General features: G+C 71.1%; 14 protein-coding genes. 4 read left to right on the forward strand and 10 right to left on the reverse strand.

Annotated features, from left to right (window positions below; translation table 11 throughout):
* Positions 1–137 precede the first annotated feature (137 nt).
* The 4 genes from ACWD4G_RS09760 to ACWD4G_RS09775 all read right to left on the reverse strand — a co-directional run bounded on the left by ACWD4G_RS09760 (position 138) and on the right by ACWD4G_RS09775 (position 5,390).
* Entirely contained in the window at positions 138–1,460 is a 1,323-nt protein-coding gene (locus ACWD4G_RS09760; protein ID WP_451291981.1) for an MDR family MFS transporter, read from the reverse strand.
* Complete coding sequence (locus ACWD4G_RS09765; RefSeq protein WP_451292303.1) at positions 1,457–2,923, reverse strand: ABC transporter permease subunit; 1,467 nt, start codon at positions 2,921–2,923, stop codon at positions 1,457–1,459. The genes ACWD4G_RS09760 and ACWD4G_RS09765 overlap by 4 nt, the downstream gene beginning before the upstream one ends.
* Positions 2,924–3,222: 299 nt before the next feature.
* Positions 3,223–4,716, reverse strand: coding sequence for an ABC transporter substrate-binding protein (locus tag ACWD4G_RS09770; RefSeq protein WP_451291983.1), 1,494 nt, complete (start codon positions 4,714–4,716; stop codon positions 3,223–3,225).
* Between the two features lie 92 nt (positions 4,717–4,808).
* Entirely contained in the window at positions 4,809–5,390 is a 582-nt protein-coding gene (locus tag ACWD4G_RS09775) for a GNAT family N-acetyltransferase (protein ID WP_451291985.1), read from the reverse strand.
* A 188-nt stretch (positions 5,391–5,578) separates the two neighbouring features.
* On the opposite strand from ACWD4G_RS09775, the gene ACWD4G_RS09780 reads away from it, so the two are divergent.
* The 3 genes from ACWD4G_RS09780 (at position 5,579) to ACWD4G_RS09790 (ending at position 7,642) form a co-directional block, all read left to right on the forward strand.
* Entirely contained in the window at positions 5,579–6,688 is a 1,110-nt protein-coding gene (locus tag ACWD4G_RS09780; RefSeq protein WP_451291987.1) for a Ppx/GppA phosphatase family protein, read from the forward strand.
* 201 nt (positions 6,689–6,889) lie between these two features.
* Complete coding sequence (locus ACWD4G_RS09785) at positions 6,890–7,351, forward strand: STAS domain-containing protein (protein ID WP_451291989.1); 462 nt, start codon at positions 6,890–6,892, stop codon at positions 7,349–7,351.
* A gap of 99 nt (positions 7,352–7,450) precedes the next feature.
* Positions 7,451–7,642, forward strand: a complete 192-nt coding sequence (locus ACWD4G_RS09790) for a hypothetical protein (RefSeq protein ID WP_451291991.1) — start codon at positions 7,451–7,453, stop codon at positions 7,640–7,642.
* 169 nt (positions 7,643–7,811) lie between these two features.
* Here the strand turns inward: ACWD4G_RS09790 and ACWD4G_RS09795 are convergent, their stop codons facing one another.
* From ACWD4G_RS09795 to ACWD4G_RS09820, 6 genes are all read right to left on the reverse strand, one after another.
* Positions 7,812–8,249, reverse strand: coding sequence for a protease inhibitor (locus ACWD4G_RS09795; RefSeq protein ID WP_451291993.1), 438 nt, complete (start codon positions 8,247–8,249; stop codon positions 7,812–7,814).
* Positions 8,250–8,677: 428 nt separating this feature from the next.
* Positions 8,678–10,555 carry a ricin-type beta-trefoil lectin domain protein gene (locus tag ACWD4G_RS09800; protein WP_451291994.1) on the reverse strand — a complete coding sequence of 626 codons (1,878 nt, stop codon included), beginning with the start codon at positions 10,553–10,555 and terminating at the stop codon, positions 8,678–8,680.
* A gap of 711 nt (positions 10,556–11,266) precedes the next feature.
* Positions 11,267–11,644, reverse strand: coding sequence for a toxin Doc (locus tag ACWD4G_RS09805; RefSeq protein WP_451291996.1), 378 nt, complete (start codon positions 11,642–11,644; stop codon positions 11,267–11,269).
* Positions 11,645–11,647: 3 nt separating this feature from the next.
* A complete protein-coding gene (locus ACWD4G_RS09810; RefSeq protein WP_451291997.1) occupies positions 11,648–11,893 on the reverse strand; it encodes a hypothetical protein in 246 nt (81 codons plus the stop codon).
* A gap of 168 nt (positions 11,894–12,061) precedes the next feature.
* On the reverse strand, positions 12,062–14,305 hold the full coding sequence (locus ACWD4G_RS09815; RefSeq protein ID WP_451291999.1) for a glycoside hydrolase family 9 protein: 2,244 nt from the start codon (positions 14,303–14,305) through the stop codon (positions 12,062–12,064).
* Positions 14,306–14,529: 224 nt separating this feature from the next.
* Positions 14,530–17,637 carry a glycoside hydrolase family 2 TIM barrel-domain containing protein gene (locus tag ACWD4G_RS09820; RefSeq protein ID WP_451292001.1) on the reverse strand — a complete coding sequence of 1,036 codons (3,108 nt, stop codon included), beginning with the start codon at positions 17,635–17,637 and terminating at the stop codon, positions 14,530–14,532.
* 257 nt (positions 17,638–17,894) lie between these two features.
* On the opposite strand from ACWD4G_RS09820, the gene ACWD4G_RS09825 reads away from it, so the two are divergent.
* On the forward strand, positions 17,895–20,309 hold the full coding sequence (locus ACWD4G_RS09825) for a SpoIIE family protein phosphatase (RefSeq protein ID WP_451292003.1): 2,415 nt from the start codon (positions 17,895–17,897) through the stop codon (positions 20,307–20,309).
* The last annotated feature ends 132 nt before the right edge of the window (positions 20,310–20,441 follow it).

Genomic DNA, 20,441 nt, shown 5'->3' on the forward strand with positions numbered 1-20,441 from the left:
CCCTTCGGGCTCGTCCTCAAACGCCGGACGGGCTGAAAATCAGCCCCTCCGGCGTTTGAGGAGCGGGGTCTGGGGCGGAGCCCCAGGGATGGGACGGGTAGGGGCGGCGGGGGCGAAGGAAATCCGGCGGCGCTGCCCTAGCCGCGTACCGTGCCCGCCCCGCGCGGCAGCACCACGACCGAGGCGACCGGAATCACGGCCAGCACCAGCCACGGCACGGCCGCAGGCAGCCCGGTGTCCATGAGGGAGCCGGTGCCCGCGCTGCCGAGCAGGACGATCAGGCCCGAGACGGAGGACATCGCCCCGGTGTAGAGGCCGAGACGGCCCTCGGCGGCGAGGTCGGGCACCCAGGCGCGCGCGGCGGGCGCGACGAGCATCTGCCCCAGGGTCAGCAGCACGACGAACCCGGCGGCGGGCAGCAGCCCGGCGTTGCCCGTCCACTCGGCGGGGCGGGCCAAGGCCACCACGGCGAACCCGGCGGCGATCAGCATCAGCCCCGCCGTCATCGACCGCCGCAGATCCAACCGGTCCGACGCCCAACGGGTCACCGGCAGCTGAGCGGTCACCACCAGCAACGACGACAGCCCGAACAGCCAGGCCAGCGCCGACTGCGAGCCCGTGGCGCGCTCCACCTCGTCCGGCAGCAGCAGATACAGCTGGTTGTAGGCGAGCAAATAGGCACCGTAGGCACAGCACAGCGCCAGAAAGCGGCGGTTGCGGAGCAGCCCGCCGAGGCCGCCCCTGACCTCGACACGTTCACGGCCCGGGATGTGCTGGGGCAGCAGCCGGTAGTGCCCGGCGAGGACGAGCACGAAGACACCGGCGCCGGCGAGGCAGACGACCCGGTAGTCCACGGCGAGCAGAAGGGCCCCGATGAGCGGTCCCACGAACGCGCCTGCCTGCCCCGCCACCGTGAACAGCGCGAGGACGTTCGTACGGGAGCCCCCGCCGGACTCCTCCCAGACGACGGCCTGCCGGGCGACCTCGGACTCGACGGCCGGCGAGAACAGCGCGGCGGCGAAGCCGATCAGCAGGACCGAGCCGATGACCGACCAGTCCTGGTCCGCGTATCCCAGCCAGGCGAACCCGGCGATCCGCAGTACACAGCCGACGAGCACGATGGGCCGTACGCCGTACCGGTCGGCCAGCGCACCGCCCACCACGAACAGCCCCTGCTGACTGAACGTCCGCAGCCCGAGCACGAACCCGACCATCCACCCGGCCATCCCGATCGCCGTCCCGAGGTGCTCGGCGAGGAACGGCAGCACAGCGAAGAAGCCGATGTTGAAGGCGAGTTGGGTGAGGATGAGCAGCCGGAGGAGGGGGTTGAGCCGCGCCCAGGTGTGCCGCCGGGAGGGTTTGGCGGGCCGTGGCGCGGGAGGCGCTTCCGTCCCGGCCGTCTCGCCCGTCGCTCGCTGTTCCGGTATGTGGCTTATATCGCTCGGCTGTTTCTCGGTCATCCGGTGTCTCCGACGGGGGTGGCGACGGCAGGGGTCGGCTGGTGGGTGGTTCGGGTGAGGGGGCGGGGCCATCGGATTCCCCCTGTCGCCGTGACCGCGAGGGCGCCGAGGAGGGCCAGTGCGGTGGCGGGGGCGAGGACGGCCCAGGGGGCGCGTTCGGCGTAGGGCTGGTTCTCGGCGAGGAGGAGGCCCCACTCGGGGTCGGGCGGTTGGGTGCCGAGGCCCAGGAAGCCGAGGGAGGTCAGGGCGAGGGCCACCGCCGGGAGGCGGAGCAGGGCGTGACGGGCGACCGGGGGCAGGATGGCGGGAAGCAGTTCGCGGCGGAGCAGATACGCGTCGGTCGCGCCCAGTCCCCTGGTCGCCGTGATGTGCGTGGTGGCCCGCTCCTGTTCGAGAAGTGCCGTGGTGTGCGCGGCGAGCGGTACCCAGGCGACGGCGGCCACGGCCAGCGCCGGTGTCGTCGCCCCGCCTCCCGCGATCCCGGCGACGAGCAGGCCCGCGAGGACGGGCGGTACGGCGTTGACGATGTCGACCAGCGGTCCGGAGAAGCGCGGCAGCAGTCCGAGCAGTACACCCGCGACGAGGGCCGCGGCGCTGATCGCGACGGCCAGGAACAGTGTGGTGAACGCCCCGTGGCCGATCCGGGCGAGCAGGTCGCGGCCGAGGGCGTCGGTGCCCAGCGGGTGTGTCCAGGAGGGGGGTTGGAGCCGGGCGCCGGTGTCGAGGGCGAGGGGGTCGCGGGCCAGGCCCAGGGCCACGACCGTCGACAGCACGGCGCCGTACACGAGAGGGGAGCGTCGCGGCGTGGGCCGCTTCGGGCGGTGCAGCGAGTGGAGCGCGCCGTCGCGGAGGGCGGGGCCGACGAGGAGGCGGGCGGTGAGGCGGGCGAGGGCTCCGGCGAGGGCGGCGAGGAGGACGAGGGCGAGGGTGCCGGCCTGGAGGACGGGGAGGTCCTGGGCGAGGGCGGCCTGGAGGGTGGTGCGGCCGAGGCCTGGTATGTCGAAGATCTGCTCGACGGCGACGGCACCGCCGGTGAGGCCGACCACGAACAGGCCGATATTGGGGAGCAGTCCGGGTATGCAGCGGCGTATGGTCCGGCGGGCTGTGGCCCGCCCGGGTATGCCGCGTGCGGCGGCGGCGAGCGCCCAGGGTTCGGCGAAGGCGCCGGGCAGGAGGTCGTCGAGTATCCGGCCGAGCAGCGCCCCGGCGGGCAGGCCGAGCGCGAGCGCGGGCAGGACCATCCACCGGGGCCCGTACCAGCCGAGCGCGGGCAGCCAGCCGAGCTGCACTCCGACGACGGCCGCGAGTAGGGACGCGGTGAGGAACTCGGGCAGCGCGGCCAGCATCGCCGACGCGCTGCCGCCGCCGCGGCGGTCGTCGAGGCGGCGGTGCGCGCCCAGCCACAGGGTGCGGGCGCAGACGGCGGCGGCCGTGAGCGCCGCGACGACGAGGGCGGCGGCCATCAGCAGCAGGGAGACGCCGAGGGCCTGGACGACGGCCGGGGTGACCTCGGCGCCGGAGATCCACGACCGTCCCGCGTCCCCGCGCGCCAGTCCGCCGAACCACTCCCCCAGCAGCTTCAAGGGCCCCGCGTCCAGGCCGAGTTCGTGCCGTATCGCCGCCAGTACCTCGGGGGTGGGGTCGCGTTCGGCGGACCGTGCCTTGAGGACGGTGAGCGCCGGGTCGGTGCGGGACAGCCACGGCAGCAGACCGATGCCGCACAGCAGGGTCGCGGCGAGCAGGGCCCGCCAGAGTGCCCGTATCAGCGCCGGGTCCCCGTTCCGACGAGGGTGCGCTCGTACGGGTCGAGGATCACGCCCTTCACGGAGGTGCCGATGCCGGTGATGATGCGCTGGTGGACGAGCGGGACGGTGGCGTCGGTGCCGAGGATCGCGGCCTCGGCGGTCATGGCGGCCTGCTGCCGCTTCGCCGTGTCGGACTCCTTCTCGGCGGCGATGACGGCGTCGTCGACCTTCTTGTCGCAGAGCAGGGCGAGGTTGTAGCTGCCGTCGCAGGTGAAGTCGCTGGCGAGGATGGAGACGGGGTCGCCGGTGTCGAGCAGGGAGTTGCGGGCGCCGACGAACGCGTCGAACTTCCCGGCGAGGGCGTCGCTCTCCAGCCGCGAATACTCGCGCACCTCCAGCTTCACCTCGAACCCGGCCTTCTGGAGCTGCTGTTGCAGCACCTGGGCGACCTCGGGCAGTTCGGGCCGGTTGTCGTAGGTGGCGATGGTCACGGAGGTGCCGTCGGGCTCGGCGGCCTTCGCCCGCCCTGTGGGCTCGACGCGTTTGCCTGCGGCCCAGGTGACGGCCGGTCCGAAGATTCCGGCGCCGGGGTCGGCGTAGCCCTCGTAGACGTCCTCGGCGAACACGGTGGTGTCGACGGCCTCGCGGGCGGCGGCCCGTAGCTTGGGGTCCTTGAAGGCGCCGGACTTTGTGTTGAGGAGGAGGCTGGTGGTGCGGGTGGTGGCCGTCTCCTTGCGGGTGCCCTCTTCGAGGGTGGACGCCTGGGAGACCGGTACGGCCTCGGCGATGTCGACCTGGTCGGTGCGCAGGGCGTTGGTGCGGGCGGTGCCGTCGGCTATGAAGCGGGCGTCGACGCCGGAGGCCTGGGCCCGGCCGCCCCAGTAGTCGTCGAAGCGGTCGAGGGTGGCGGTGGTGGTGCCGTCGACCTCGGTGAGTTCGAAGGGGCCGGTGGCGGTGCCGACCGGGTTCGGACGTTCCTTGCCGTACGCCTTCTCGGAGAGGATCGCGAGGCCGGGGCTGGAGAGGCGGAGCGGGAGGGCGGGGTCCGGGTCCTTCGTGGTGATCCGCACCTGGTTGTCGCCGGTCTGCTTCGCGGTGAGCGTGATGCCGGAGAGCGCGGCCGTGACGGGCTCGGCCTCGCCCGCGTGGGTGAGGGCGGCGGCGACGGCGTCCGGCGTGACCTCGGTGCCGTCCTGGAAGGCGGCCTCACGCAAAGTGAAGAGCCAGTTCCGGTCGTTCTCCCGGGTCCAGGACTCGGCGAGCGCGGGTGCGGCGGCGCCGTTCGCGTCCAGCTTCGTGAGGCCCTCGGTGACACCGAGCCGGCTGAGGAGGGTGGCGTCGGCGCCGTACGGGGAGAAGTTCTCGGCGGGCGGGAAGGCGAGGGCGACGCGCAGTCGGGAGCCGTCGGCCGAGTCGTCGCCGGACGTGTCACCGCCCGAGGCGAAGCAGCCGGTCAGCGCGGGGGCGAGCAGCAGGCCGGCGACGAAGCGACGGCGGCGGGGAGAGCGCATGGTCCTTGGTTCTCTGTGGGGGTGGGGGGCATGGGGAGGGCATGGAGTCGGCCGGTGGGGGCACGAGGGCGCAGCCTATATGACAATGGTTTTCATCTGACGGGGGAGGTCGCACCCCTGGCCGATGGGGTCGCGGTCACCGGCGCCCTCGGTACGGGGACCTCGAAGTGGACGACCCGCTCACCGGTCTCCATGCGCTCGTCGCACACCGCGACGCCTTGCGAGCGCCAGAACGCCTCGGCTCCGGGCACCGCCGGGTCCGTGTGCAGATAGACGGAGCGGTAACCGCCGTCCACCGCCGCGAAGTCCAGCAGCGCGGCGACCATCCGCCGGGCGAGCCCGCGCCGGCGATGCTCGGACCGTACGTACACGCGCCGCAGTTGGGCGGTCTCGCCGGACGGGTAACGCTCGGCCAGCCAGCGGGGGTTGGGCGGATGGGCGGGACCTCGGGAGTCCAGGGCGCCGGTGGCGACGACGGCGCCGTCCCGCTCATCGACCGCGACCAGGAGCGTGTGCCGGTCGGGGGCGACATAGGCGCCGTCGAGGTCGACGATGTCCGCGTGCCAACGCGGTACGTAACCTGTGCCGAAGTCCCGGTACACGGTGTCGAGCATCACCGCGCGGGCGTGGTCGAGGTCGTCGGGAGCTGCCACCCTGATGCTGTAGTCCTGCACCTGCACATCATATGCAATAGCTTGCCGCCTCCTGATCAGGGGTTCGATGGTCACGCCCCCCGGCCCCCCGCTCCCCTGCTCCCCGGGGTGGTGAGCTGTGGGCGGAAGGCGGCCGGTATGCGACCCCGTGCCACCGGCCGCCCCCCGCCGTACGCGTGCCGGGGCGGCGCGCGGGTACGCGGAGGGGCATGCGGATGAGCTTGGTGGATGTGGGGTCGAACACCGTGAGGCTCGTGGTCGCGGACGCCGAGGACGGCGTACCGCTGCCGGTGCACACCGCGAAGTGGCGGCTGCGCCTGTCGGAACGGGTGCCGCCGGGCGGCGAGGTCCCCGAGGAGGCCGTACGGTGCCTGTCCGAGGCGGTCACCGAGGCGGCCCGTACGGCGGAGCGTTGGGGAGCCTCGCCCCCGCTGGCCTTCGCGACCGCCGTGGTGCGCTCCGCGCCCAACTGCCGTGAGGTGTTGCGCACTGTGCGCGCCGACACCGGCGTCCCGCTGTGCACGCTGCCGGCCGAGGTGGAGGCGGAACTGACCTTCCTCGCGGCGCGGCGCTGGATGGGCTGGCGGTGCGGGCCACTGGCGCTGCTCGACATCGGGGGCGGCTCGCTGGAAGTGGCCTTCGGGCGGGGCCGGTTGCCGGACTTCGTGGCCGCGCTGCCGCTGGGCGCGGGGCGGCTGACCCATGAGTTCTTCCAGGGGCAGGACCCACCGTCGCCGGAGAGCGTCAAGGCGCTGCGGCGCAAGGTCCGCCATGAACTGCGGGACGTGTCGGCACGCGTCCGCTGGGAGGGGCCGCGTACCGCCGTGGCCACCTCGCGCACCTTCCAGCAGCTCTCCCGGCTGTGCGGATCGGCGCCGGGCCGCCACGGGCCTTTCGTGGAACGGGAGTTGTGCCGGGCGGATCTGCGCCGAGCGATCGGCCGCCTCGCCGCCCTCCCCGCCGCCGAACGCTCCGCCCTCCCGGGCATCTCCGCGCCTCGCGCGGCCCAGAGCCTCGCCGGTGCGCTGATCGGCCACACCATCATGAAGCTCAGCGGTCTGAAGGTGGTGACCGTCTGCCCCTGGGCCATCCGCGAGGGGGTGCTGCTGCGGCACATCGAGGAGGGCCCCGCCTGGTGGACGGAGGTGACCGAGACGCACCCGACGCCGGCCGACATCACGCACCCGGTCGACATCACGCACCCGGCCGACGTCACCCAACCCGTCGGCGTCACCCACCCGGTCGGCGCCGTACACACGGCAGACGCTGTGCGCGCGGCAGAACCCGTGCCGCTGCGGGTCGCCGCACCGGCCGGTTGACGCCACACCCGAAGCCCACACCAACCACCCTGACCAGCAACACCGTTCGACCAGCCAGCAACAAAAAGTCAATAACCTCGGCCGTAATTCACCTTTTCGAGTGTCGTGCAAGTCCTCGACGCCCCCACAGGGATGCTCCGCACCCCACCGGGGTAGCTACCGAGATCGAATGCGCCCTGCCCCTGACAAGGTGGAGCCGCCATGACTTCGGAAGCGCATGATCGGGCCACCGGTCCACCCGAGCGCGCCGCCGGTCCACCCGAGGGTGCGGCCGACGGACCCCGGCTCGCCGCGGAGAACGCGTATGCCTTCAGCAGTCGGGTCGGGCCGTTCACCGTGGTCGTGGTCAGCGGCGAGATCGACATCGCGTCGGCGGGCTTCGTGGCCGAGCATCTGACGGCCGCCGTCCATGACACCGCCGCTCCGGACGTGCTGGTCGATCTGCGCCGGGTTTCCTTCCTCGACTGCTCGGGTCTACGGGTGCTGTGCCGGGCGGAGGCCGTCGCCAGGGCGCGCGGCGGACGGCTGCGGCTCGTCTCCGACCAGCTCCGCGTCCATCGACTGCTGTGCGCGGTAAGGCTGTTGGGCCGATTTCCACCGCTGACGGAGCTTCCGTCCCCGCCTCCACCGGCTTCGCCCTCGGCAGAGTCAAGTCTCAAGTAGCACTTCAATGAAACGATTGAAGGACCCGTTGGCAGGTGTAAGCCGTTCCGGCCGAAACCGCCGCGGAAGCCGAGTCGCACAGAAGTGGAGACGCGTGACGTGAAGTTCCTTCTTGAAGTCGACCTGGACGGCACGGACTGGGACGAGGGCACCACCGTCCAGGAGTTGGAGCGCATCCTGAGGTACTGGGGCGGCAACCTCCGGCACTGCGAGATCAAGCCCGGGGACGGGCAGGCCCTGTACGACTCCGGCCATCGGGAGGTCGGACGCTGGACCATCGCGTCCGAGTGACCCTCTGACGCGCCCCGGCGCATGATGCCGGGGGCCGGCCGTCAGCCCCACTCTGCTCGGCCGGCCCCCGGACGGGGATCGCATGGCACCGCGACAGGGCTTGCACTCCCCAGTCACAAGCCCCCGCTCATCACTCGCGGAACCACGCGACCCCGGCTCTTGGGAACCCTCAGAACGCGAAGAGCACCGTCGTGGCGGAGTCCTTCAGGCACTCGTTGGCGAAGGTCCGCTCGTATGCGACGCGCTTGCCCTGCCAGACGCCCTGGACGGTGACGACGACGGGGTCGTACTGCTTGGTGCACCTGATCCCGGTTCTGCCGGTCAGGGCGTCGAGGTCACCGCCGCCGGCCCGGAGTTCGGCACAGGCGTCGACGGCGGCCGGGTGCGTACCGGAGGGCTTGGGCGCGCAGTTCAGGGTGACCGCGCGCTCAGGCGTCGCAGCGGCGGCGCGCTCTCCGTGCCCCGTGGTCAGGACCAGCGCGGAGGGTGCGTAGAGCCCGGACGGCGCGGGCCCTTCGGGGGCGGCGAGCGCGGCGCCCGCGAAGGGGCCGCAGACGGCGGTGGCCGTCAGGGTGAGAGTCGCTGCCCATCGCGCGGTGTTCGGCATTGTGTGCATCCTTCCGCTCTTCGGTGCCGGGTTTCGGCGTGCGCCACTCTGCCGCTTCCCGTCCCGGAACACACATCCGACCCACAGATTTCAGTAACTTTGAGTGTTCAATCAGTGGCGTGAAGTCACAGAATTCGAACACCAGAAGCCCGAAACTGAGCGGTTCTTGATCGTCCGGCAACGTCGAATGGCCGGATACCCCCGGCTGGGCAATCGGCCGGAAACATTCCGCATCCCCCGCGCCACCCCCGCCACCATCCTGCGGACACCCCTCGAAGCCGGGGCGCAGCCCCGCGCTTTCACGGGCGCGGGGAACTGCGCGACCAGCCCCCACCCACCCGCAGCCGAAAGGGAGTTCGAAGGGGCGCAGCCCCTGGGGACGGGACGGGCAGGGCGGCGGGGGCGAAAGAAATCCGGCGGACGCCCCCTTACAGATCCAACCCCGCGAGAACCCCCGGCAGTTGAAGCGTGGTCAGGACGGGCAGCCCGGTGCTCACCCCCGGCACCGCCTCCCCGCTCGCGTCGCCCTCACTCCCCCCGTCCCCCACGGACATGACCGACCCACCCTGCTCCCCCTCCGGAACGGAGACATCCGGTTCCGACGCGCCTTCCTGGCCGTCGACCCCCTCAGCTGCCCCCTCGTCCCCCCGTTCCGGCACGACATCCCCCGCCCCCGGCGCACTCGCGACCGGCTCGGTCCCGGGCGTGGGCCCCCCGGAACCGGAGACGGACAGCGACTCGGGACTGGCGGTCACCCCATCGGTGACCCACCGCTGCACATCGGAGTTGTCGCGCCCCTTGACCACGACATCGGCCCCGGTGTCCGACTCGGTGGGCGCGACGGCGAGCCCTTCGCTCCAGCGGGGCAGCAACTCCCCCCGCACGGTGAAGTCGTAGCGGACGTCGTCCCCCCGCTCGGAGTCCTCGTCGGCGCAGGTACCGAGGACGATGACACCGGCGTCGACCTGGGAGTCCAGGCACAGCTCGGGGTTGGCGACACTGCGCAGCAGCCCGTCCTCCTCGTACGACCACTTCTGGGTCCAGTCGGAGGAGCACACGGCGAGTTCGGTGGAGGCGCCCTTCTCGGCCTCGCCGCCCTGGATGTCGAGGCAGAGGTCGGCTGCCTGGTTGCGCAGCCGGGTCTGCTGGGGCGCGGTGGGGCGGCCGGCCTGGCTGGGCGGCGTCGCGGAGGCATCGGCGCCGTCGTCGCCCCCCGTGCCGGTGTCGGGGGCCGTGGAGGTGCCCCCGACGGCACTGGTGGAGGCGGTGGGGTCCGCACCGCTGCCGTCGTCGGACAGGAGCGCGGCCCCGAGGATGGCGGCGAGCAGCGCTCCGGAGCTGACGCCGACGGTGAGCAGGGCCCGGGGGTTGCGCACGGAGGAGGCGATCCGGCGGCGCTGGGCGGGGATCTGGGAGAGCAGACGGTGACGACCGCCGCTCCCCGGGCGTCTTGTGCCGCCCTTGTACGGCATCCGGCCGGGCCGGGAGTCGAGATAGCGCCGGGCGCCCCAGCCGAGTACGGCCTCGGCGATGACCCCGCCGAGGCCGCCGTCGAAATGACTGAGTTGTTCGGCGGCGTAACGGCAGTAGCGGCACTCCAGCAGATGCTGCTGGACATCCGGCAGCAGGGCGCCGCCTCGGCGGATCGGCACATCGAGGAGCCGGTTGTAGAAGCGGCAGTCCTTGGACGGCGCGAGTTCGCGGTGGGCGCGGACGCAGCCTTCGCGGAATTTGTCGCGTGCCTGCTCAAGCGTGGCCACCGCGCTGTCGGTGTCCAGCCCTAGCAGACCGGTGGGTATGGTTATCGGTTCCGCTTCGACCTCGGTGTGCCACAGCAAGCACTGCGCGATCGCCGGGAGGGCCTGGAATGAGCGCTCGACGAGCTTGCGATTTTCGGGTGTCATCGACTTCGCCGCCCGCATACCGCGGCCTCCGGCGGGTTTCTTCAAGTCGGGGAGCACACCGGAAATCCGCTCTTCGGCGGACCACTCCTTGACGGTGTCCCGGGCTGCCACGAGCAGCCGGGGACGCAGGGCGACGCCCGATTCGCCCCGCATGAGGCCGTCGAGTACGCGGTGGAACGCGGTCGCGGTGATCATCGACGCGACACCCGAGGCGGAGGCGAGGCATATGACCGCATAGTCGTAGGTGGGTTGCCAGTGACGCGCCATCAACAGTGCTACGGGATCACCGGTTCCGCCTTCCGGCCAGCCTCTCAGCCGGGCGGCGAGAGTCTCGTCCGGCTCCCCCGGGACGGGCCCGGGAGCCGGCGGATAGGAAGGGCGAGGAGGGTGGGGGGTGTGCACAGAGCGGGTTCCTTCCAAGGCGCAAAGATGGCACACGGAGTTCTGACCGCCGAAAGGGCCCTGGATTGGTGCGTACTTATCGGCGGGCGCCGGGAAAGCGGCCGGGAACCGAGCCGCACGATGGCCGTGAACCTTGAGCCTTTTGGGCCCTTCGGCGACCCGAAATGCCAAGGGGCCTTTCAGGACGGGCCATTGCCCTGCGCAGGAAGTTCACCCTTGCACAAGTTACTCATGGCTAACAAGGCACTTGGGCAACATCCGTATCACCAAAAGCAGGTCGGTTGACCGGGTTCAACAGGCGATGACACCGATATTCAAAGTCTCAAGCACCCCGTGTGAACCGTACGCACGCTTCGGCACCCCGCGCACGCTCCCGGCGCTCGAAGACTGGTTGTTGACTGAAATCGGCCACCTCGAAGGCCACGCGCGGAACGGCGGCTCTCCCGCGCGAAACGGGCCGCCGACCCTGTTCCTCCCGCCCTCGGTCGGCGGCCCCGAGGAGGGTGCTGAAGATCTTGGCCGGATCAGCGAGCGGCGTCATGGGGGTCCCCCCGCGCGAGGTTGTTCGAGCGTCGGGGAGGAGCTACTAGGGCGTTTCGGCAACGCGGCATGGGGGTCCCCCCGCGCGAGCGAAGCCGAGCGTGGGGGGAGTGCGTGCCAGGCGTCGGGAGCCCGGCCAAGATCTTCAGTGCCCTCCCTCGGGCGGGCCTGTCAGATCTGCCAGGAGCGGAGCCGGTCGGCGGCCCCGTACACATCCGTCTTTCCGGAGATCAGGTCGCGCGCGAGATCGACCAGGGCCCCGTACGGCGGGTCGATGCCGACTCCGCTGACGAACATGTACGCCACGGCCGTGGCACAGGCGAAGCGGGCGTTGGCGGCGGGCAGGGGCTTGAGCAGGGCGAGGGTGTGCAGCAGTGCGGCGGCCCGCCAGGCCGGGTCGGAGTCCACCCCGAGCCGGGGCGGGTCGACACGATGGCGGGCCACGGCGGCCACGAGCGCCGAGAAGTCGTTGATCGTGGGCTGCTCGGGCATGACCTCTTCGTGGCGCTGCAGCAGCCAGGGCACGTCGATATGGATGACGGGAGCCATCGGTCAGACGGCCCGTCCTTCCGGCTTCACGGCGGGTTCGTCGTCCGGGAACGCGGCGGCGAATTCGGCGGCGTGCGCGGTGAAGAACTGCCGGAACGCCTCAGCGCCCTCCTTCAGCGCCCGGTGTCGCACTATGTCGGCCGCGGCGGCCTCGCGCACGAGCGCCTTCATCGACGTACCGCGCTCCTTGGCTATCTGCCGCAGGTCCTCTAGCTCGCGGTCGCTGAACTCCACATTCAGAGCTGGCATGCGCCAACGGTACCGCGCGGGTACTTACCCGTAAATAGTCGCAGGTCACAGCACATCTGCGACGGTACCGAAAGAGGGCGGCCGACACTCCGGAGAGCATCGGCCGCAGAAATCTTCCTCGGCAAGTCAGAGATCTTGCTCAGCGGGTCGGAGATCCCGCTCGGCGGGTCAGATCTGGTCCGCCACGAAGGACGCCATTCTCGCGAGGGCCGCGTTCCAGTTGATCGTGTGTTCATTGGTCGACCAGGACTGGATGTCGTCGATGTAGCAGAACTGGCCGACGCAGCCCTGGAGTTTGCTCTGTGCGTAAGGGTCCTGAATGCTCGAATTGGGGCCGCCGGCGAGGGTGCCGCGCGGTGGGTTCGGCTGGCTGGGATCGAGTTGGTGGGCGTACCAGCGGCTGTGCTGGTTGCGGGCGTCCACGTCGCCGTAGCCGGTGACGTAGGAGATGTTGAGGGCGTTGCGGCCGAAGAGGTAGTCCATGCTCCGCAGCGCGCCCTCACGGTACTTGGACGCCCCGGTGAGGTCGTACGCCGTGGCGATCACGACCGCGTTGTTGAGGATCTGGTGGTTGGAGCCCCAGTCGTAGACGCTGTTCTCCGGTGCGTACGGTATGCCGTACGGGTGGGCGTCGATGGTGGCCAGGTAGCGGTCGGCGCCCTTGATCACGGACTGGCGGACCTTGTCGCGGCCGGGCAGCTTGTTGGGCACGGTCGCGAGGTCGAGGCGTCCGGCGGCGGCCGTGCGGGACCAGTCGAAGCCGAGGGGGCCGAAGATGTCGGCGGTGTGCACGGGTGAGGCGAGGACGTGGTCGGCGAACTCCTTCTCGCCGGTCGTGAGGTACAGCTGGGCGGCGGCCCAGTAGAACTCGTCGGTGACATCGGTGTCGGAGTAGGTGCCGCCGCCGATGCCGTCGCTCTCGGAGGCGTATCTGTCCGGGTGGGCGAGGGCCGCAGACCAGGCCGTCCGGGCCGCGTCGAGGGCCCGGACGGCGAAGGCGCGGTCGTACGGGCGGTAGAGACGGGCCGCCTGCGCCGCCGTGGCCGCGAGGTTGAGCGTGGCGGCGGTGCTCGGCGGGTGCAGTTCGCGCTTCTGCGGGTCGTCGGCGGGCATCAGGGGCAGGCCGGTCCACTGCTCGTCATGGATCTTGTGGTGGGCCATACCGGCGAGCGGCTTGCCCGACGGGACCTGCATCTTCAGCAGGAACTCCAGCTCCCAGCGCACCTCGTCCAGCAGATCGGGCACGTTGTTGCCGCTCTCCGGGATGTCCAGCGAGCCGTCGCCCAGCTTCTCCGACTCGCCGGTGCGGGCGTGCAGGGCGCGTTCGTAGGTGCTGAGCACCTCCCAGGCGGAGATACCGCCGTTGACGACGTACTTGCCGTGGTCACCGGCGTCGTACCAGCCGCCTGTGACATCGAGGGTGTAGTCGCAGACTCCGGGCTGACAGGGCACGTTCCCGTCGCCCTGGTTGGGCGCGACGTCGACATGTCCGGCGGCGCGGCCGTAGCCCGGGCGCAGTCCGTCGTCGATCGCGATGCCGCTGCGCTGCGTGTAGTAGTACTTCAGCGAGTCGAGGCGGAGGCGTTCGTAGGCGCTCGGGTCGATGTCGAACGGGCGGCTGGTCTCCCCGTCGGCGACCAGCGTGAAGCTGGTGCCGCGCCCCCGGTACGAGCCGAAGTCGATCGAGTGGACGTTCTGCCCGGAGGAGGCGTCCACGCCACGCGGGGCGGTCCGCCCCTGGGCGACCACGGCACCGGAGGCGTTCTTCAACTGCCAGGGCAGGGCCTCGGTGGCCTCGGTGACGAGGGTGGCGTTCTTGGGCCCGGCGGGCAGATAGGCGACCTGGTTGACACGGACCCGGGGCCCGGTGTCGGGCTCGTACTCCTCCGGCGGGACCCCGCCGAGCAGCGACACGTCGTCCATGCAGAACGTGAACGGGTCGGCGTTGCCGCCGACTTGGAAGGCCACCTGGCCCTGGTCGGTGTCGACGGGCGAGGTGAAGGTGTACGTGTACGAGTCGCCCGAGACGTTGAGCTGCGGGCTGACCTCGAAGTAGGTGTCGTACGGCGCCGCCGACAGGCCGACGATCGCGCGCAGGACGTTGCCCTGGGGCGTGCCGGAGGCGGAGAAGGCGAAGCGGTACGACTCGCCCTTGACGAGGGTGATGTCGTTCTGGCCGACGGCGGCGTCCCAGCGGTTGGTGGTACCGCCGGGGATCTCGGCGCACAGGCGGCCGTCGGTGAGGCCGGCGGTGACATTGGCGGTGGTCCACCAGGGGGCGGTGGTGGTGTCGAAGGTGCCGTTCTGGACCTGTTCGACCTCCTCGGCCTGGGCCGTGGCGGCGGGCAGCGCGGTGAGCGCCGCCGCGAGGAGGGCCGTTACGGCGAGCAGGGTGGTTCTGCGTCGTTTCACGTCTGGCTCCTCGGGGGAGGTGGGGGGCGCGTGAGGGCGGGGCGGATGGCGACAACAGTGTGGGAGCGCTCCCAGATGCGGATGTTGGCCATGCTGTGCGAGACATGACGGCGCGTCAACGGTCCGGGCGGGACTCGTTGTCCGTCCGGACCGTGGCAACACCCCCTCGCGGGGGCCACGTTGCCGCTTCTCATAGGGGCGGGGTGGGCGAAGGGGCCAGGGGGTCAGACCGCGAGGACGTCGAGTCTGCTGATCCGCACCGCGCCGCGTGCCTCGCCCGGATGCCCGCTCGTCATCGTCAGCCGCAGCCGGGTGCCGCGTATCGGCGTGAACGTGATCGCGGTCGGGGTGTCGGAAGCCGTGGCCCAGTCGACCTTCACGTCCTCGGCGGGTACGTACTTCTCGCCGTCCCAGAGCGCGACTTGGACTGTCTCGGGCAGGGTGTGCCCCGAGTCGACGGTGAAGTCGACCTCGACCCGGTCGACGGTGCCGGGCCTCCCCCAGTCGACCGACACCCAGTCCTCGGGCCGTGCCCCGCTGAACGCGGGCAGCAGGGCGGTGGCCGCCTTGAGGAAGGCGTTGGACCAGCCGGTGGCGGGGTCGCCGTCGAGCATGGCGGCGGGCAGGGTGTCGGGTCGTCCGGAGTAACTGGCGTCGGCGAGGGGGTAGGCGGGGGCGGCCGGGTAATCGGGCTCGAACTCGGCAGGTGGGGTCGTCGACTTCGCGCCGTGGGCCGGGGTGGCACGGACCGTCGCCTTACCGCCGCGCAGACCGTCCACGCGTGCCGTGACCTTCACCGATCCCGGCTCGGTCCCCGCCCGTACGATCGCCAGTGCCTTGCCGCCGAAGGCCGTCCGGGTACTTGCCTGATAGCGCTCGGCGCTCTCCTCGCGGCCGTTGTCGAGCCCGGCGAGGGAGCCGCCGCGCACGTCGAAGGAGATCAGGTGCTGGGCGTCGGGCACGACCACGCCCCGGGCGTCGACGATCTCGGCGGTGACGAAGACGAGTGAACGCCCGTCCGCGGAGACGGACTTGCGGTCGGCGGTCAGCCGCACGGCGTGCGGGGCACCGGCGGTGCGCAGCACATCGGTGGCGACGGCCTTGCCGTTCCTCCGCGCGACCGCCTTCAACTCACCCGGCGCGTAAGGGACCTTCCACGTCAGGTGGAGTTTTCCGGCGCTGCCGTTGGGGCTGGTGTAGCTGCCGGGGTAGGGGCCGTCGGTGAAGGTCTTGTCGTCGCCGGTGGCCTCGGTGGTCTCCAGGTAGGGGCGTCCGTCGACCGTCTCCTTCTCGTCGAACTTCCGTGTCCCGAGGGACTTCCCGTTGAGGAACAGCTCTACGGTGGCGACATTGGAGTAGGCCCACACCTCGACGGTGTCGCCGTCCTCGTGGTTCCAGCTCATCGGCAGCAGATGGACCATGGGATCGTCGGTCCACTGGCTCCGGAAGAGGTAGTACATGTCCTTCGGGAAGCCGGCCGTGTCGACCGCGCCGAAGAAGGACGCCTTGACCGGGAAGACGTCGTACGGGGTGGGCTCGCCGATGTAGTCGATGCCGGACCACAGGAACTGCCCGGCGAACCACTTCCGGTCGCGGTCCTTCTTGTGGCCGTACTCGCCGCTCATGGTCCAGGAGGCGAGGTTGTTGTCGTAGGACGAGACGCCCCGCTTGCCCGGTGTGTGGTTCTCGCCGGTGTTCAGATGCTCCGGCTCCTGGTAGACGCCCCGGGTGGAGGTCTCGGACGACGACTCCGACTCGAAGAGGAACAGGTGGGGGTAGCGCTCGTGGAGGGCGTCCACCGATTTGGCGGTGTTGTAGTTGAGGCCGAGGCCGTCGAGTTTGGCCAGGATCAGATCGCCGGGGGTGCCGGGGGCGGGGACGCTGCGGTGGCGGTGGGAGCCGATGACGACGGGGCGGGTGTCGTCGGAGGCCTTGACGGCGGCGATCAGCCGGTCCGCCATGGCGAGCCCGGAGGTGGAGGTGAACTCGGAGACCTCGTTGCCGATCGACCACATCAGCACGGCGGGCGAGTTGCGGGCGGCGAGCACCATCTCGGTGGCGTCCCGGTCGGCCCACTCGTCGAAGAAACGGCCGTAGTCGTAGCGGGTCTTGGGGCTCTTCCAGCAGTCGAAGGCCTCGACGATCATCACGATGCCCAGTTCCTCGCAGACGCGGATCATCTCCGGCGAGGGCGGGTTGTGGGAGGTGCGGAAGGCGTTGACGCCCATCGACTTCATGATCGTCATCTGGCGGCGGATCGCGTCCTCGTGGACGGCGGCGCCCAGCGCGCCCAGGTCGTGGTGGAGGTCGACGCCCTTGATCTTGTGAGAGGTGCCGTTGAGGTGGAAGCCCTCGTCCGGGTCGAAGCGGAAGGTGCGGATGCCGAAGGTCGTGCGGTAGGTGTCGTTGATCTTTCCGGCGACGCGCAGCTCGGTCCGCAGGGTGTAGCGGTGCGGGGCCGCGAAGTCCCACAACTCGGGTTCGGGAACGGTGAGTTCATGGGTCTCGGTCGCCGTGTCGGTGACGGCGACCGTGGAGGTCGTACGGGCGACCGTGCGGCCTCGGGGGTCGATGACCCGGGAGACGATCTCGACGTCGGCGGCGGTGCCGGAGGCGTTCACCACGGAGGTGCGTACGCGGACGAGGGCGCGCTCGGCGGTGATGTCCGGCGTGGTGACGTACGTGCCCCAGCGGGCCACATGGACCGGCTCGGTGACGATGAGGCGGGCCTCGCGGTAGATGCCGCTGCCCGAGTACCAGCGGCTGCTGGGGAGCCGGTTCTGCACCTTGACGGCGATGACGTTCTCGGTGGTGCCATCGGTGTGCAGCAGGTCGGTGAGGTCGAAGGCGAAGCCGGTGTAGCCGTAGGGGTGGCGGCCGACCTCGGTGCCGTTGCAGGAGACGTACGAGTCCATGTAGACGCCGTCGAACTCGATCGAGATCCGCTTTCCGGCGAGGGTGGGCGGCAGGGTGAACGTGGTGCGGTACCAGCCGAGGCCGCCGGGGAAGAAGCCGGTGCCGCTGGTGGTGTTGTGCTGGGTGGTCGGGGCCAATTCGATGGACCAGTCGTGCGGGACGGCGATCTGTCGCCAGGCCGAGTCGTCGTAGCCGGGCTTCGCGGCGTCGGCGTACTCGCCGGTGGGGTCGGTGATGCCGCCGGGGTTGACGAGGGCGAAGCGCCAGCCGTCGCGGAGGGGGATGGCGCGTTCGCCGGGCGTGGGTCTCGCCCCGGGTGCGGCGGTCGCGGTACCCGTCAGCGCTCCGGCGGTCAGTGCTCCGGCCATCGGGGCGGAGGTGCCCGCGATGAGTAAGGACCTTCGTGTGACGGTCAACGGTGATCCCTTCGTCGCAATCAAACAAAATCTCTCGTCGCAAACAGACAAAATCAGACGACGCGCTTCAGGAGACGTCAAGAGCCCCTCATGGCACTCGCCGAACATCCCGCGCGGCGGTCCCGCGAGGAGCGCGCTGCGGCCCGCTGCCGTCGGCCACGGCCGACCCGGGGTTTCCCACCCGCTTCCCCGGCGGAGCGCATAGGCTGGTTTTCGCCCGTAAGCCCGTTCGGTCCGGCGGAATGGAACTCGCGACGATGAGGAGCCGCAAGGTAGCGCATGGTGACACCCCTGCGTATGCCCTGGACGGTGCCGCCACGGCGCGGACGCTGATGGACGGCGACGGTGTCGTCGTCGAATGGAACGAGGGGGCGACCCGGCTGCTGGGCTGGTCCTCGGCGGAGGTCGTGGGTCGCCCCGCCGAGGAACTGCTCGCCCCCGGGGCGTCCTTGGCACCACCTCAGCCCGGCACCGTCATCTGGAGCGGAGCCGTCGCGCTGCGTCACCGCGACGGCCGGACGGTGACCGTGTGGTTGCTGGCCCATCACCGGGGGCCGAAGGACGGGGACGGCAGCGGCGGTTGGCTCATTCTGTGTCCGCTCGACGATCCCGGGCCGCTGGTGCGGGACGATCCGCTGGCGGCGGCGGTGATGGCCCAGTCGCCGTGCGCCATGGCGGTCTTCGACGACCGGCTCAGACTGCGCGGCATCAACGACCTGATGGAGGACGCCGTCGGTATGCCGGAGGAGAACCTCCGGGGGTTGCACATGTCCGAGATCGTGGGCGGACGCCAGGGTGAGAAGCTGGAGGAGCATCTGCGCGAGGTGCTCGCCCTGGGGCGGCGCAAGGACGTGCAGACCTTTCTGCGGGCCGCCGACGAGGACAGCGCCCACGCCTGGTCCGCGGCCATCGCCCCGCTCTTCGACGACACCGGGGTGCCCATCGGGGTCTGTGTCACCGGGCACGACATCACCGAGCAGTACATGGCCCGGCAGCGGCTCCAGCTGGTCAACGAGGCCAGCATCCGCATCGGCACCACCCTCGACGTACGGCGCACCGCGCAGGAGCTGGCCGATGTGTGCGTGCCCGCCCTCGCCGACTTCGTCAGCGTCGATCTGCTGCAGTCCCTCGACCACGGCGACGAACCGCACGAGGGCCCCCTGTCGGCGCCGTTCGTGCTGCGCCGCGCCGCCCACCAGTCGATCACCCCGGGCTGCCCGGAGGTCGTGGTCGAGGTGGGCCGGACGGACGTCTACCCGGCCACGTCACCGCAGGCGGCCTCGCTGACGATCGGGCACACCATCGTGGCGACGGACCCGGCGAACACGCTCCAGGACTGGCTCGCCTGGGACCCCATACGCAACGCGCGGGTCAAGGAGCTGGGCATCCACACCACCATGTCGGTGCCGATCCGGGCCCGCGGCACCACCCTCGGGGTGGCCGTCCTGACCCGTTTCAGACGGCGCGACCAGTTCACGGCGGACGACGAGCTGCTCGCCGAGGAGGTCACCGCCCGCGCCGCCGTCTGTATCGACAACGCCCGCCGCTACTCACGCGAACGTGAGACCGCCCTCGCCCTCCAACGCAGCCTCCTCCCTCAGACCCTCCCCCGTATGCCCGCCCTGGAGGCGGCCTCCCGGTACCTTCCGGCGGCGCAGGCCGGGGTGGGCGGCGACTGGTTCGACGTGATCCCGCTGTCCGGGATGCGGGTCGCCATGGTCGTCGGCGATGTCGTGGGCCACGGGGTGCAGGCCTCCGCGACCATGGGGCGGCTGCGGACCGCCGTGCGCACCCTCGCCGACGTCGACCTCGCCCCCGACGAACTGCTGACCCACCTCGACGACCTCGTCGTACGGCTCTCCGCCGAGGCCGGTGGCGAGGGCGTCACCGGCGAGGTGGGCGCGACCTGCCTGTACGCCGTGTACGACCCGGTGACCCGTCGCTGCACCTTCGCCCGTGCCGGGCATCCGCCGCCGGTGATCCTCGACCCGGACGGACAGCCCATGGAGGTGAACGTGCCGTCGGGGCAGCCGCTGGGCCTCGGCGGGCTGCCGTTCGAATCCACCGAGCTGGAGTTGGCCGAGGGCACCGTCATCGCCCTGTTCACCGACGGGCTGATCGAGACCCGGGACCGTGACATCGACGCCGGTCAGGAGCTGCTGGTCCGGGCGCTGTCCGGCCGCAGGGGCTCCCTGGACGACATCTGCCGGCAGGTGATCGCCTCCCTGCTCCCGGCCGGCGGCGCCCCCGACGACGTGGCCCTGCTGCTGGCCCGGACCCGGGGGCTCAAGGCGGCCCAGGTGGCGACCTGGTCGATACCCGCAGACCCGGCGTTCGTGGCCCGGACCCGGCAGTACGTGCTGACGCAGATGGCGCTGTGGGGGATCAGCGAGGCGGCGTTCACGGCGGAGCTGGTGGTGAGCGAGCTGGTCACCAACGCCATCCGCCATGGCGCCCCGCCGATCCAGCTCCGCCTCATCCACGACGACAACACGCTGATCTGCGAGGTCTCCGACGGCAGCGGGACCGCTCCGCATCTGCGCCGGGCGAAGACCTTCGACGAGGGCGGCCGGGGCCTGCTGCTGGTGGCCCAGCTGACCCAGCGCTGGGGCAGCCGCCACACGGAGGACGGCAAGACGATCTGGGCGGAACTGACGCTGTCGGAGGAGTGAGGCGGGGGGCCGAGGTCTGTGTGGGACGACCCTCGGAGGCGTCGCTGCGGGGCCGGACTCGCGTTCGGTCGGTGCTGTCCGGTGGTTGTAGGGTGCACCAGTTGCCGCGCCGTCGGCTGTGCCGATCGCCCC

The organism is Streptomyces sp. NPDC002643, assembly GCF_053592555.1.

Bases quoted from the DNA above. Each gene is read 5' to 3' on its own strand.
- ACWD4G_RS09795 (WP_451291993.1), bottom strand. From the start codon at position 8,249: ATGCCGAACACCGCGCGATGGGCAGCGACTCTCACCCTGACGGCCACC.
- ACWD4G_RS09805 (WP_451291996.1), bottom strand. From the start codon at position 11,644: ATGGCTCCCGTCATCCATATCGACGTGCCCTGGCTGCTGCAGCGCCAC.
- ACWD4G_RS09765 (WP_451292303.1), bottom strand. From the start codon at position 2,923: ATGGCCGCCGCCCTCGTCGTCGCGGCGCTCACGGCCGCCGCCGTCTGC.
- ACWD4G_RS09785 (WP_451291989.1), top strand. From the start codon at position 6,890: ATGACTTCGGAAGCGCATGATCGGGCCACCGGTCCACCCGAGCGCGCC.
- ACWD4G_RS09810 (WP_451291997.1), bottom strand. From the start codon at position 11,893: ATGCCAGCTCTGAATGTGGAGTTCAGCGACCGCGAGCTAGAGGACCTG.
- ACWD4G_RS09760 (WP_451291981.1), bottom strand. From the start codon at position 1,460: ATGACCGAGAAACAGCCGAGCGATATAAGCCACATACCGGAACAGCGA.
- ACWD4G_RS09770 (WP_451291983.1), bottom strand. From the start codon at position 4,716: ATGCGCTCTCCCCGCCGCCGTCGCTTCGTCGCCGGCCTGCTGCTCGCC.
- ACWD4G_RS09780 (WP_451291987.1), top strand. From the start codon at position 5,579: ATGCGGATGAGCTTGGTGGATGTGGGGTCGAACACCGTGAGGCTCGTG.
- ACWD4G_RS09825 (WP_451292003.1), top strand. From the start codon at position 17,895: ATGAGGAGCCGCAAGGTAGCGCATGGTGACACCCCTGCGTATGCCCTG.